Raw genomic sequence first — 15218 nt, forward strand, 5'->3', positions numbered from 1 at the left:
GGCAAAGAAATGGGCAGCGTTCGCTGCCCATTTTTATTTCCACCTAGCCCAGACTTTCCAACACACTGCGCATAGTCCAGAAATCCCAGCCTTCCGGCAATTTGGCCCGATCCTCTTCTGTGGCGACAATACCGCGGCGATGCTCAGGCCAGGCCAGCACAGCAACACCTTCGTAACCGGCAAAGTGATGGAAAAGATCCGGGGCAGACAGGCGCCGCTCCAGCTGTTCACATAGCGGATGCCAGGCCAAGGGCAGTTGCCGGTGCACCCATGACCAGCTGCGCTGCTCTTCGGGCTCCGCCGACGGGAGCCTTTCAGCGAGCGCTGTGCAACGCGCCTGGCTGGCATCAAGTGCGCTTGTATCCGCGAGCGTTAACACGCCCATGGCCTGTTGTTGTGCGCAGAGCACGCAGGCATCCAGCGACAGTCCGAGTACCAGGCCGCGCTCGACCGGCACAAACCAATCCTGCCCCGGCGGCACTTGCCAGCTGCAAAAGCCACATGTGCCGCTGTCTGCGGCATCGGGCGCAATGCGCTGCAGGGGTTGCACGGGTTTACCCGGGCCCCAGAACGTGGTTTCACTTGCGGGAAAATACTCATCCGCGTACTGGTTCACATGCCAGTGGAAACTGAGGGCCCCCGCTACCCGGCTGCGATCCCGCGGTCCCAGGCTGCGAAATCCGCGGTGGTTGACCTTGGCAAGGCAGTATTCACAAGCGTGGGGAGCGGTATCCAGCCCCGGGGCCGCCAGTGCATCGCGGGCGGTGCCGATCCACACTACCTGTGCGGGATCTTCCAGTGCGCCGCAGCAACTGGTCAGGTGGATCCGCTGGAAAAACTCCCGGCGCACCTGCACGTCTTCCACCACCGCCACCTCCACCGCATACACCATCACCGGATTGCCCCGGTAGAGCCAGCCGTGCCGGGTCGGCTGCAGGTCCCCAAGCGTTACTTCCATTCCCTGAATCAGGGCCTGTTCAATACTGTCCGCCGGCGTGTCCGGCGCAGCGCCGGTTTCAATCGCATCGGCATCGTCTACGGTTTCCTGCTCAGCCACGGAATCCGCCTGGGCTTCACGGGAGGTGCCCATACCGGAAACCACCTGAGTCAGTGCCTCCAGATGCCGAATCCAGCGGCCCATCAAAAGGACTCCTCGAGAATACTGTGGATCTTGGTTTCGGAGTTGGTGATCACGCGGAAGGCCACTCGTTTGGATTGTTCGATGTTCTCACTGCCGTCGCCATTGTAAATCGGCCGCGACGAGGAATATCCGACGGCCGCCACATTCCGCATCATCCAGGCATGGTGAGTGGTTACTTCAGCGAGGGTATATACATATCTCAGCACCGAGCGCGCGCGATCCTGGGACAACCGCAGATTGTTGAAGTACGTGGTGTTGCGGTCACTGGACTGCCCCCAGCCAGAACTGGTGTGCCCTTCGATACGCACCGACTCGATGGACGCCTTGAACGGGGCCAGCACGTTCATGTAACGGGGAAAAAACTCCTCGAAAACCACCTGGTAACTGGCGCTCAGCGTTGCTTCACCGGTGTCGAACATGGCGTCGGAGTTGTTGAACGCCACCGTCAGAGTGTCGCGGTCGATGGTTGCACCCCAGCGCGGCAGATCCGCGGCAAATTCACGCTGCAGCGTTTCGTAAATTGCGAGCTGGTTTTCCTTGTAGGACATGGCGATGGTGCGGATCTTCTCCCGCTCGATCATCACCGAGCGCATCATCGCCACGGCTATGCACAGAAACACCATCATCAGCCCCGCCATCAGATCGGATACGCTGATCCACGAGGCCTCGCCCTCACCGCGGCTGCGCCCCACGGGACGGAAAAACCCGGACCGGGACGACATCAGGCCACTTCCTCGTGCGCGCGTTCCGCGGCGGTCTGGGTCAAACGCTGCATCTGCGCCACCAGCTGGCGGTAGTCGCGGGTGAACTGACCGCTGATCGTCGCCAGCGCCTGGCCCATGGCGGAGATAACCCCCTCCATTTCCTCTTCCATCCTGCGCTCCACCATCTGGTACTGCTTGCCGATGGAACTCTCCGCGTCGCCGATGCTTTTACGGATGATATGACTGAGGGCGTCGACCATCTCCTTATGCGTACGCGCCTGCTGCATGGCGAGTTCCTGCATACCATTGCGATGGGTAACCACAGACTCCTGCACCAGATTCTGGATGAAGTTCGCATCCAGGCTGGACATTTTCTCGAAGGCACCGGAAACCGCTTCGATCTGCGCACCCAGCAGTTCGCTCTGCCTGGCAATACTGACCAGCGACTGCTTCATATCGCTGGTCATGACCTGTTGTACCACGTCGATCCCTTGCACAAACTGTTCGATGCGATTGCCGAGCTGTGGCAGCACATCCTGTATCTGCGCGCTCACCCCGCGGTAGCGATCCAATTGCTCGTTGAGTGATTGCATCTGTTCGCGCGCGTGATCACCGAAGCGCTGCAGTCCGTCAAAGAACTGAGGCATTTCCGCCAGCTGCTGGTGAATCTGCTGCAGGTCCCGCGCCACCTGCACCAATCCCATCACCGCGGTGTCGCAGTGTTCAGACCAGTATTCCACGCGCTCTTCATGCACCTTGTATTCACGGGTCAGGGTTTCCACCATGGCATCAAAGCGGGCAAAATTTTCACCGAAGCGGGTCATATTCTCGCCGAACTGGGACTCCACACGCTGGTTGAAACACTCAACCACCTGCGCCATTTCACGCACCAGAGCCTGCGATACCTGCAGGGAAAAATTTTCCAGTTGGTCTTCACTCTGTCTGATCTGACGCTCCTGCCCTTCCACAAGCGCAACGTGCAACTGTTGCAGGGCGGTGCGGATCTCGCCAAGTTCCGTCACCGCGGAGTCTTCTCCCGGCATCGGAACAAAGCGGGTCAACGCGCGCAGCAGAATGGAAAGGCCGATGCCACACACACTGGTAATAAACGCCGTTTTGAGTCCGTCCAGCAGATTGGCGATGCTGCGGTCTATGTCCGGCAGGCTGAACTCAAACAGTCCGATGATGACCCCGGTAAACGTGCCGAGGATCCCCAGCGAGGTCAGCAGCCCGGGGGCCTGCTCAACAAACTCACCGGCGCGTCTCAGCACCCGGCACAGCAACGCCAGCGCAAACACACCCAACATCAGATACAGAAACCCTTCGGTGACCGCATCCGGGCTCAGGGCGATAAAGACAGAGCGCAAAAATTCAGACATGCAGGCAATCTCTCTTGAAATCTTCTCGATGTAGTTTTTTATGATAAATGCCGGTCAGCCCTTCAATTGCAGTACGAATTCCTGCACGGCGTCTCCGGAGGGCAGGCGCCCAAGATGATGACTGAACAACCGGTAACCCGGCAGCAATCGCATAAGGTCAGCGGTACTTCCCAGACGGCGCTCGCAGCGCTCCTCGGTACAACCTGTCACGACGACACGCGCGTCCTCCAACACTTCAAACATGGCGGGCCGCCGCGGTTGTCGGCTGGATTTGTATACAAGAAAATGCAGAATGCCCCCGGGCCTCATCCTTCCCGACAGCAGCTCGCCAAGTGCCTGTATCTGCTGCTGGCTGCAGAAATTCAACAGGTCCCATAGAAAGACCCCGTCGAGCCCGGTACCCGGGTCAAAACTGAACATAGACTCACTGAAGCCACTGTTTTCCCCGTGCATTTTTTTGCGCCAGGCCAGCGACGCGTGCAGGTCCTCCACATACAGTGTGCCAACTTTTTTCTTCAGGGCGTCGATATTACGGCCGTTCTTACGCCCACAGTCGAGTACCGAAGATTCCTCAACCAGAACTTCCAGTGCTTTTTGTACGCCGACAAACGCCATGCGCTCGTCATCACGCACATGGCGAAAATACGCACTCACATCGGACGCGCCACCACTGCGCACCTGGTTGCGCGACACCACGCTGTCATACTCGAGAAAATGCTCAGTAACATTCTGGTCCATACCCTCACGCTTCATCAGTGAGTTAAACAGGCTGAACCTGTCCATGCATTTCAACAGGGTAACGGTGGAATGCCCCCTGGATGGTACTTGCGGGTAATCCGGATCATCCACATATTCGAAGCAAAAATTGTCCAGCAGGCGGAAGCGGCGCGGTTTCTGCGGCTGGTGGCGGCCGGTATAGCGCATGGTATGAAGAATCGTGCCCTGCTTGAGATGGGGTTCCAGTAGACGTATCAGATGCTGAATGACCTCGAGATCAAGAAAATTCAGCAAGTCCCAACACAGAATGACATCAAACTTGAGGCTGGCCGGCTTGGGTAACAGGTGCTCTTCCAATGCCACCAATGGATCACTGGCGAATTGGCTGTCCGCCAGATATTCCACCAGGTCTTCGATATGACACTGGCAGTTGAGGCCGAGAAATGCCTGGGTGGTACCGGACGAGAGTGGCCCGAGGTCGAGAATTCGGTCCCCGCTCTTGACCATCTCGGTCGTTAACGCTGCGAGGCCAAAAGAACGGTGTTGCATTATTTTTCGCAAGAATTCTGGGCGTGAGCCGGAGGTTAAAATGCAGCGCCGCCCCGGGGGAATGACGGCGGCGCTGCTGCGGAAAATCAGCTGTCAGCCAGCTCCGCTTCTTTGGCCTGATCCTTGGCGCCTTCTTTCGGAGCAAAAGATTTCCTGGCCGGCGCGTATTTTCCGCTCACTTCCTCTTTCGGTGGCAGGTTGGGGTGAACCAGCTTGTCTTTGAACTCGGAGTGACGCGCTTTCATCTCGTCATCCGTATCCACCATATCCATAGAGCCGCGGAATTTACCGCCATCGTCAAGCTGGATGCGCGGGGCAATCAGGTTGCCCTTAACCACCGCGGTGTTGCGAATTTCAATCAATTCATCCGCCAGCGCATCGCCCGTTAGTTTGCCGTTGATCACAATGTTCTGGGCATGGATATTCGCGTTGATTTCACCCTCGCGACCGATGGACAGGTCGTGTCCTTCCATGATCACGGTACCTTCAATGGTACCCTCGATATGCAGATCTTCGGTTCCGATCAGCTCACCGCGGAACTTGATGTTCTTGCCGATAACAGAACGGTCCTTCGCCATACCGGCATCGAGTTTCTCTGCGAATGGTCGCTCACCCGCGTTGCGCTCGTTCATTCCGGAAAGAAAAGAGTTGGAGTCCAGATTCGCATCCGGCTTGGGATCGAGAGGGTTAGCCATTGTTCCACCTAAAGTAACCGTAGAGTGATTATGTTTTTAATGAAAGCACGTTTTTAGCGCTTTTCTCTAACAGTTCCCATAGCGGTTAAGACAAATTTCAATGATTGCGCTGACTTTGTGAGCACCCTCACAATAATTTTTTTCACGCCACTCGAATCCCTCCCGCATTCGCCTAAAAAGCGCACAGCGCGCTTCCCCGGCTCAGGCGCCGGGGGTTTTGCTAAAGTAATCGTGCGCCGCCTGGTTCACTTTTCCGGATAGCAACAGTGTCGAGATCATGGTCGGGATCGCCATCACCGCGTACATGCCAATAATGATGTTATTGACGATACTGAGCGATGCCACCGCACCGAGCACAATCAGCACAACATAGATACCTGTGTACACAGACTGCCAGCGCGGGCCGAACAGAAAATTGAAACACTTAACCCCGTAATACCAGTAGGTAACAATAGTGCTGAATGCGAGAGGCACCACCATCACCAGCAACAACAGCGGGCCCCAGCCCCCGAATACCTGGGAAAATGCACTCGCGGTCAGCGACACCCCCTCGACGCCCTCACCGTGCTGCCACACACCGGTGAGCAGAATGACCAGCGCGGTGCATGTACACACCACCAGGGTATCGACAATGGGCCCCAGCATTGCCACTACCCCCTCCCGTACCGGCTCGGTGGTTTTGGCAGCACCGTGGGCGAGGGATTCTGAACCGATCCCCGCCTCGTTGGAAAATGCCCCGCGGCTGATGCCGGTGGCAACCACGGTACCCAGCACACCGCCGGCGGCGGCCTGGCCGCTGAAGGCATCAGTGAAGATAAGGGCAAATGCAGCGGGCACTTCACGCCAGAAATAACCAATTACGATCAGGGTGAGCGCCATGTAGAACACCACCATGGCCGGCACCACGCGCACCGCAAAACGGCCAATACGCTGAATGCGCCCGACAATCACTACCATCGCGGCAACGGCCAGGGCAACACCGAGAGAAAGATCAAATACAAAAGGATTTTCTGCGGCCACCCAGCCGAGCGGCAACGCGAAAGACTCACGCAATAACTGCACCGTCTGGTTGGACTGGAACACCGGCAGCAGGCCGCAGAGGCCAGCGAGCGCAAACAGATAGGCGAGCGGCAGCCATTTTTTCCCCATACCCTCGCGAATCACATACATGGGGCCGCCCTGCAGTTCGCCACTGCCGTCGCGCCCGCGATACATCACCGCAAGCGTCGCGGTAAAAAATTTCGTTGCCACCCCCACCAGTGCTGTCACCCACATCCAGAAAATTGCACCGGGGCCACCGGTACTGATCGCGAGCGCCACGCCGGCAATATTGCCAAGACCGAGCGTGCCGGAGAGCGCGGTGGAAAGCGCCTGACGATGGGGGACCTGGCCCGGATCATTGGGATCGTCGTACTTGCCACGCAGCAGATCGACACTGTGGCCGAGATGGCGATAAGGACGGGCGCGGGAGCTGATCAGCAGAAACAACCCGCCGCCAACCAGCAACACCAGCAGTGGCGTGCCCCAAGCGTAGGCGACGAAGGTTTCGAGGGCAGATTCAAACGATTGGAGAAAAGACATGACGCTAAAGCATTTCCAGTGACGAAACTGGCAATGCTCTCGCAAACAGATGGGAATCTCAAACCGGCGCGGTCACATCGACGTTGTGTTCACGCCGTCATCGTTTCACCCCAGGGCGGAATCCACTTCCGCCATCCGCATCGACAGGCGGCTTTCGATCAGCGCCAGCGCCTCGGACTGCATGGCCGCGGAGGCGCCGCTCGCACCCGCCGCATCGCCGCGCTCGATCGCATCATACAACCGCTTGTGGTTGGCGTAGCTCGCGGTCTCAACCCCCTTGATGCGGTTGGTGTAGCGGATACTCACCCGCAGCGCGGTCTCGATAAAGCTGCTGAGCTGGATATAGAAAGGATTATTAGTGGCATTGAGAATATTGATATGGAAGGCGATATCCGCCTCCACCGAATCGCCTAGCCCCTCCTCTGCGGCCTTCATCCGCGCCAGCGCCGCTTCAATACCGGCAATACCCTCGCGGTCCTGTTCCGCGGCCGCCAGCGCCGCTGCCTCCTTCTCAATCGCCATACGCAGCTGCATGAATTCGCGCAGCATTTCCAGCGTGGGGCTGGCACGCAGTATCCAGCCGAGCACGTCCGGGTCGAACAGGTTCCAGCGCGCGCGCGTCTGCACGCGAATTCCCTGACGCGGACGCGAGCTGATCAAGCCCTTGGCGGTGAGCATCTTGATCGCCTCGCGGGTGGCACTGCGGCTGATGCCGTATTCCTCGCACAGGCTGGCCTCGCTGGGCAGGCCGTCGCCGGGCAGGTAGCGCCCGCTGGCAATGGCCTCCCCGAGAGTGTGCACCAGTTGCTGGGTCAGATTGCGTCCGCTGTGGTTACTGTCCACGGTTCAGCCTCATGATTCTTGTTGTGGAATAAATATGACAAATATCGCTATCGGCGCCAAGTCCAGAAGTTACCTGTGGCGCAAAGCGCGCGTCGAGAAAACGACGCTGAAAGTCCTGTAAGAATAGCCGCCAAACAATTTAGCATATAATTGCGATAAATATTGTAAACGATTACACGCGGTGATACTTTCATCAGAATCCGGGCAGAGACCCGGGCCGGCGCGCCCAGTGCGCACCAGACGTCACACGTTATAAAAACAGTAAATACAGTGACTCAGCGATGAATCGAGATGCCTTCCACCATTCCGTGGGAAATTTGACGACGCCGCTCGCCCACCCCCTGGCGGCCCTGTGCCTGCTTGCCGGTATTGTTGCCAATTCCGTATTCGGCAGCGAGCTGCCTGCGACCGGTGGTTCACCACTGCAGATCCGGTTTGATCATCCCGCGCACGACTGGGAAACCGAGTCCCTGCCTATCGGCAACGGTGCCCTCGGTGCCGCGGTTCAGGGCGGCATACGCCGCGACACCCTGCAGTTCAACGAAAAAACCCTTTGGACCGGCGGCCCCGGGGCAAAAGACAATCCCGCGCAGGGCTACGACTTCGGCCTGCCGCGCGAGCCCCGCGCCACCGCACTCACCGAAATACGCAGCGAACTCGCTCGCCAAGGCCAGCTGCCACCGGAGCGGGTGGCAACGGTCCTCGGCAACCAGGTCACGGCATACGGCAACTATCAGAGCTTCGGCGACCTTGTGCTGGAGTTCGCCCACGGTGAACAGGTGCACGATTACCGCCGCGTTCTGGACCTCGACAGTGCCTTGGCAAAGGTCAGTTACACCACCAATGGTATCCGCTATACCCGCGAATATCTCGCCAGCTATCCGGACCAGATCATCGCCGTACACCTGCGCGCCGATACACCCGCCAGCCTCGATTTCTCCGCCGGCCTCGACATCCCCGACAATCGCAGTGTGCAGCGGAAAATCGAACACGACCGCATTACCGTTTCCGGCAGGCTGCACGACAACGGCCTCGGCTACGAAACCCAACTGCAGCTGCTGACCGACGGCGGCCGGATAGAGACCGGAGAAAGCGGCAAGCTGACCGTCCGCGGCGCCAACAGTGCCACCCTGCTTATTGCCGCGGGTACCGAATATGCAGCGGACTACCCGCGCTACCGCGGCGCACATCCCCACAGAAAGGTACAGGCGCGCCTGGACCGGGCCAGCAGCAAAGTGATTGAGGGCGGCTACGCGGCCCTGCGCGATACCCATATCGCCGACTATCGCGAGCTCTTCGCCCGCGTCGATTTTTCTCTGAACACTCCCTGTAGGAACCTGCCTGCAGGCGAGCAATCAACGGCACCCGCGGGGTTCGCCTGCAAGCAGGCTCCTACAGCGCCCGCGCCGCCAATCGACCAGTGGCTGAAAAGCTACGGCGCAGGCGACGCAACACTCGACCGCGCCCTGGAACAACTCTACTTCCAGTACGGCCGCTACCTGCTGATCAGCAGCTCCCGCGCAGGCTCCCTGCCTGCCAACCTGCAGGGGGTGTGGAACAACTCCGCCACGCCGCCGTGGAATGCCGACTACCACGCCAACATCAACCTGCAGATGAATTACTGGCCGGCGGAGGTCACCAACCTGGCGGAAACCACCGCCCCGCTGTTCGACTTTATCGACAGTCTGCAAAAACCCGGTAGCGTAGCCGCGGAAAAACTCCTCGGGACCCGCGGCTGGACCCTGTTCCTGAACACCAATATCTGGGGCTTCACCGGCGTCATCGAATGGCCCACCGCCTTCTGGCAACCCGAGGCCGGCGCCTGGCTCGCAGATCACTATTACGAACACTACCGCTTCAATAACGACGACGATTTCCTGCGCGAACGCGCCTATCCGGTCATGAAAGGTGCGGCACTTGTGTGGTTAGACGGACTGGTGACCGACCCGCGGGATGGGAAACTGGTGGTTTCCCCAAGCTACTCACCGGAGCACGGCGAATTTACTGCGGGCGCCGCCATGTCACAGCAGCTGGTTCAGGAGCTGCTCAAAAACACCCGCGATGCCGCCTCGCGGCTGGGCGACACCGCCTTCGTCGGCAAACTCAATCGCGCGCTGGAAAACCTCGACCCCGGCCTGCGCGTTGGCAACTGGGGGCAACTGCAGGAGTGGAAACAGGATCTCGACGATCCGCACAGCCAGCACCGCCACGTCTCCCAGCTCTACGCCCTGTTTCCTGGTGACGAGATTGGCGAGCAAACCCCCAGCCTGCTGGACGCCGCGCGGGTATCCCTGCAAGCCCGCGGCGATGCTGGTACCGGCTGGAGTCGCGCCTGGAAAGTGGCCCTCTGGGCACATCTGCACGATGGCGACCGCGCCCACAAGATCCTCGCCGCGCAACTGCGGGACAGCACCCATCCCAACCTGTGGAGCACTCACCCACCGTTTCAGATCGACGGCAACTTCGGCGCGACGGCCGCCATGGCGGAAATGCTGATTCAATCCAACGACAACACCATTCAACTGCTGCCCGCCCTGCCCAAAGCCTGGGACGACGGCAGTGTTACCGGCCTGCGCGCGCGCGGCGACATCACCGTGGATTTGCACTGGCGTGCAAACCGGTTGAACGAAGCCCGATTTACCGCCGGCCACGATAGAACGATTGAACTGCAGCTTCCGCAAAATGCGGACGCTGAATACACGCTGCGCGACGCCAGCAGCAAAGAAATTCTTGCCCTGGATGGAAAAGGCAAACGCCGCAGTTTCTCCGCCAGGGCCGGAAGAAGCTACCTCCTCAGCCGCCAATCATTACAGCAGAAAAAGGCCGGAGAGAAGTAGTTGAAAGTGTGGTACCAAAACGTCTTAGAGTTGTAACAACTTAACCACAAAGATGGGAGAAGAGAGATGTATAACTATAAAAAAACATTCACCAGAAACCGCCTGTACCACTACATTCGCGTCGCCTCCGGGATTTCCCTGATGGCGCTGGGATCTGTAGCATGGGCGCAAGAAGAAGGTAAAGATCAGACAGAAGCCGACAAATCGGTCGAAGAAATTCAGGTGACTGGCCAACGTCTCAGCATCATGTCGGCCCAGGATCTTAAACGCGATGCCGACCAGATCGTTGATTCGATTGTGGCTTCCGACATCGGCAAGCTGCCGGACCGAAGTGTGACCGAAGCTTTGCAACGCATTCCCGGCGTGAGTATCACACGCTTCAAAACCCTCGGTGATCCGGAGCACTTCTCCGCGGAAGGCTCAGGCGTAATGGTGCGCGGCCTCACCATGGTGCGCAGTGAACTGAATGGCCGCGACAGCTTTACCGCCGATGGCGGGCGCGCACTCAGCTTCCAGGACGTACCGCCGGAACTGATGGCCGGTGTCGATGTTTACAAAAACCAGAGCGCGGACCTGATCGAAGGCGGCCTCGGTGGCTCCATCAATCTGCGCACCAAGAAGCCGTTTGATTACGACGGCCAGGAACTGTCATTTACCGTCGAAGGCAACTACGGTGATTTCGTAGAAAAAACCAGCCCGTCCGGCTCCGCGTTGTTCAGTAACCGCTGGAATACTGGCGTGGGGGAAGTTGGTGTACTGCTCGACTTCGCCTATTCGGAAGCCGCCACCAGAACCGACGGTGTGTACACCCGGGCTTTCTTCCCACGCGACAACATCGTCGACGGCCAGACCGTCTACATCCCCCGTGGCGCCGACTGGCGCAGCTATGAATTCGATCGCGAGCGCCAAGGCACCTACGGGGTAGTCCAGTGGCGTGTAAATGACACCACCGAGATGTCCTTTCAGGTGTTCAACAGTCAGTACGCCGAATTCTGGGATGAAAGTTCCATCTTTGTGGACAACTGGCCTCTGGATATTGTGCCCGCAGAGGGAACAGAATTCAGCTATGACGAAAATGGTGTTTTTCAACAGGGCCGGCTCGCCTCCACAACCGGCGCTATCCCCATGGGGGCCGCCGCCCGCTTCCAGGATCGGGAATCAGAGACCACCGACCTGTCCTACAACCTGACCTGGCAGCCCAACGACAGCTGGAGTTTCAATTTCGACCTGCAACACGTGATGGCGGAAACCAGAAGCCTAGATGCCACCGTTGCCACCGGTATCGAACTGGACTACCTGGAAGTCGACCTGACCGGTGAGCGCCCGCAGATGCGCACCAATAGCGAATTGTTGGGGGACCCCTCCAACTATTACATGGCGTTCACCATGGACAACCGCACCGACAACGAAGCGGAGGAAACGGCGCTTCGGTTGGATGCAAAGTATGATTTCGAAGCCGGCGCGATCCAGGGTGTGAAGTTCGGTGTACGTTTTACCGACGTCACATCGGAGAATCACGACACGGGTTACGACTGGCAACCGATTTACCAGCAGTGGATGCGTTGGTGGGCATTGGATGGAATGGCCCCCATGCCCTCCGCCGACGCAAGCCAGCTCTCCCTCAATACCCTGGATAATTTTTACCGCGGTAAGGGCACCCATCCCGGCGTATTCATGACACCCAACATCGCGCTGGCCGCCGGCTTCCCACAATCCTTCCTCGACCTGCACCAGCAAGCAGCAGATTCCGGAAACTTCCTGTGTCCCGACCGCTGCGGGCAGGGCCTGCGCGCCATCCGCGATATCAATGACGTTGCATACACCAACCTACTGGATGAAAAGACCAGTGCGGTGTATGCCATGACATACTTTGGCTGGGATAACCTCCAGTATCCGGTCAGCGGTAATATCGGTGTTCGGGTCGTAAATACCGATATGTCCACCAGTGGGTCGACTATCTTTCCGTCAACATCCACAGACTCTATGGGTAGCCAGGGTTTTTACAACGCACCACAACCACTGGATGTGGACAATAAATACACCCGCGCATTGCCCAGCATGAATGTAAAAGTCGAGTTAAGCGAAGAACTGCAAATGCGCTTCGCTGCGGCCCGTGCCATGACCCGCCCCGCCTATGGAGAACTGCAGGCCTACCAACAACTCAGTGCAGATCTTCCCGGCGGAATGACACTGGAAGACCAACCGGAACTGAGCGACTTCCTGCTGACAGCAGATCTCTACGACAACCCGAATCTGAAACCTACTATGGCAGATCAGTTCGACGTGTCGCTGGAGTGGTATTTCAATGATCGCGGCGGTATGGCGCACATCAACGTCTTCTATAAAGACATTAGCGACCTGATCAGCCGGGAATTTGTCATAGAAGAATACGGCGGCTGGAACTACAGCGTCGCCCGCCCCACCAACAACGGCAGCGGCACCCTGCAAGGCGCGGAACTGGGCTGGAAGATGTTCTTCGACCAGCTACCCGAGCCGTTCAACGGTCTCGGCATAGACGCAACCTACACCTACATCGACAGCAAAATGGAGCTGGAGGACGTGTCACAACCCGTCGATACGGATTTCTCCAGCTACGCGGATCTACCGTTCACCGGTATTTCACAGGATGCGTACAACCTGACGGCCATGTATGAGAAAGGCCCCTTCTCTGCCCGCCTTGCCTACAACTGGCGCAGCCGATTCCTGATGGGCGTCGGTCAGAACGGCTTCAACGGCGACGTCAACGGTCTGTGGCGATTGCCGGTGTACAACGATGACTATGGTCAGCTGGATGCCTCCGTTGAATACCATATCAACGATAACCTGGCGCTCAGCCTGCAGGCCATCAATATTGGCAATGCGGAAACTGTGTTGATCGCGGACCAGAATGCGGCCGGCGACCACACCAGCTCCTACGTTAATGACACCACGTACATTCTGCGTATGAGTGCACATTTTTAAGTAAACGTGAAACTGGAAAATGGGGCTCCATGGAGCCCCGTTTTTTCCGGCAGGAACAATTGTGGACAAAATGAAAATACCCGCCAATAAAATTTTCTTCTTATTCTGCATCGGATGGATGTGCACTATTTCACCCCATGCGACCAGTACTATTCCCGAAATCCGCAGCAACGACGGGCGTCACGCCCTGATGGTCGACGGAAAGCCCTTCCTGCTACTGGCGGCCCAAACCAACAACTCCGCCAACTATACAGCCGCACTACCGGATGTGTGGCCAGTAGTGGAACAAATGCACGCGAACACCCTGGTCATTCCTGTCGCGTGGGAGCAGGTAGAACCGCAGGAGGGTAAGTTCGATTTTTCCTTTGTGGATACCGTGATCGCGCAGGCACGAGACAGGGATGTGCGGTTGGTGCTGCTGTGGTTCGCCACCTGGAAAAATAACGCCCCGCACTACGCACCGGGATGGGTGAAGCTCGACAATCAGCGCTTTCCCCGGGTAAAAACTCCAGAGGGAAAAACCCTGAACTCCCTGTCACCTCACTATCGCAGCACGCTGGAGGCAGACAAGAAGGCATTCGTGCAGCTGATGCGCCACCTTAAAAAAGTGGACAGACAACGCACGGTGATCATGGTGCAGGTACAGAATGAAGTGGGCACCTATGGTTCCGCACGCGACTATTCCGAAACAGCGGAAAAAATCTTTCAGCAGCCGGTTCCGGGAAAACTGCTGACAGACATCAGTAAAGAAGCGGGAACCTGGCGCGAGGTATTTGGCAAAGACGCGGATGAATTTTTTCACGCCTGGCATATCGGACGCTTTGTGGATGAAATCGCCGAGGCTGGCAAGAAGGAATACCCGCTGCCCATGTATGTGAACGTGGCACTGCGAAACCCCTACAATCCCGGTGAACCCGGTCAATATTCCAGTGGCGGCGCCACCGATAATGTAATCCATATCTGGAAGTCCGCCGCGCCGCATATCGACCTTGTTGCGCCAGATATCTATTTCCGCGACCACAAGACCGCCACCCGCGTCATGGACCTCTATGCCCGCGAGGACAATCCGCTGTACATCGCCGAAATCGGCAACGACCAGCCCTACGTGCGCTATTTCTTCGACGCCCTCGGCCACGGCGCCCTCGGCTTCGCACCCTTCGGAATGGACAACACCAAGTACTCCAACTACCCCCTGGGTGCGGAGACCATGGACGAGAAGGTCATCAAGCCTTTTGCAGAACTGTACAAGGTCTTCGGCGCAATGGGATCCGAATGGGCGGAAATAAGCCTGAACAACCGCACCTGGGGCTTTTCCGAGCCGGTGGATACCTACGCGCCGGACAAGGCTCTGTGGAATGCGAAAGGCAGCGATGAGGAAATCAAAGAGACACGCGCCCCGGAAGATTACACCCAGCGCCAGAATCTTGGCGATTGGACCGCGGAAATCACCTACGGTCGCCCGGCCTTCTGGATCGACCCACCCAAGGGCAACAACCCCGCCTCCGGCGGCGCGGTGATCGCGGAGCTCGGCAAGGATGAATATCTGGTGGTTGGCTACCGCGCGCGGGTGAGTTTTTCTCCAAGCCAGGCGTTGGATGGAGAGCAATACACCTTCGAGCGCGTGGAGGAAGGGCATTTCGAAAATGGTGAGTGGGTATTCGAGCGGGTGTGGAATGGAGACCAGACCGATTGGGGACTGAATTTTATATATCAGCCACATGTGCTGAAGGTGAAACTCGCCAAGTACAAGACTGATTGAACGCTGGATGGTGGATACCCACCGCGGCGCCGCTACGCACCCTGTAGGAGCC

The 15218-nt window shown here is 58.0% G+C and carries 10 protein-coding genes; 3 read left to right on the forward strand and 7 right to left on the reverse strand.

All coding sequences use genetic code 11. The features are described 5' to 3' along the window. Window positions 1-43: 43 nt before the first annotated feature. From FDY93_RS16090 to FDY93_RS16120, 7 genes are all read right to left on the reverse strand, one after another. Entirely contained in the window at window positions 44-1141 is a 1098-nt protein-coding gene (locus FDY93_RS16090; protein ID WP_138236788.1) for a hypothetical protein, read from the reverse strand. After that, a complete protein-coding gene (locus FDY93_RS16095; RefSeq protein WP_138236789.1) occupies window positions 1141-1863 on the reverse strand; it encodes an OmpA/MotB family protein in 723 nt (240 codons plus the stop codon). Before FDY93_RS16095 ends, FDY93_RS16090 begins: the two co-directional genes overlap by 1 nt. Continuing rightward, on the reverse strand, window positions 1863-3224 hold the full coding sequence (locus FDY93_RS16100) for a hypothetical protein (protein WP_138236790.1): 1362 nt from the start codon (window positions 3222-3224) through the stop codon (window positions 1863-1865). Before FDY93_RS16100 ends, FDY93_RS16095 begins: the two co-directional genes overlap by 1 nt. A gap of 54 nt (window positions 3225-3278) precedes the next feature. Further along, a complete protein-coding gene (locus tag FDY93_RS16105) occupies window positions 3279-4490 on the reverse strand; it encodes a class I SAM-dependent methyltransferase (protein ID WP_138236791.1) in 1212 nt (403 codons plus the stop codon). Between the two features lie 86 nt (window positions 4491-4576). Continuing rightward, entirely contained in the window at window positions 4577-5185 is a 609-nt protein-coding gene (locus FDY93_RS16110) for a bactofilin family protein (protein WP_138236792.1), read from the reverse strand. Between the two features lie 201 nt (window positions 5186-5386). Beyond that, on the reverse strand, window positions 5387-6766 hold the full coding sequence (locus FDY93_RS16115) for an alanine/glycine:cation symporter family protein (RefSeq protein WP_138236793.1): 1380 nt from the start codon (window positions 6764-6766) through the stop codon (window positions 5387-5389). Between the two features lie 105 nt (window positions 6767-6871). After that, entirely contained in the window at window positions 6872-7609 is a 738-nt protein-coding gene (locus FDY93_RS16120; RefSeq protein WP_138236794.1) for a FadR/GntR family transcriptional regulator, read from the reverse strand. Between the two features lie 281 nt (window positions 7610-7890). Between FDY93_RS16120 and FDY93_RS16125 the strand changes: the two genes are divergently transcribed. The 3 genes from FDY93_RS16125 (at window position 7891) to FDY93_RS16135 (ending at window position 15166) form a co-directional block, all read left to right on the forward strand. Next, window positions 7891-10446, forward strand: coding sequence for a glycoside hydrolase family 95 protein (locus FDY93_RS16125; RefSeq protein WP_138236795.1), 2556 nt, complete (start codon window positions 7891-7893; stop codon window positions 10444-10446). Between the two features lie 66 nt (window positions 10447-10512). Next, window positions 10513-13407, forward strand: coding sequence for a TonB-dependent receptor (locus FDY93_RS16130; RefSeq protein WP_138236796.1), 2895 nt, complete (start codon window positions 10513-10515; stop codon window positions 13405-13407). Between the two features lie 70 nt (window positions 13408-13477). Beyond that, complete coding sequence (locus tag FDY93_RS16135; protein WP_138236869.1) at window positions 13478-15166, forward strand: GH35 family beta-galactosidase; 1689 nt, start codon at window positions 13478-13480, stop codon at window positions 15164-15166. The last annotated feature ends 52 nt before the right edge of the window (window positions 15167-15218 follow it).

This window comes from Microbulbifer harenosus (genome assembly GCF_005771435.1).
GTDB lineage: Bacteria > Pseudomonadota > Gammaproteobacteria > Pseudomonadales > Cellvibrionaceae > Microbulbifer > Microbulbifer harenosus.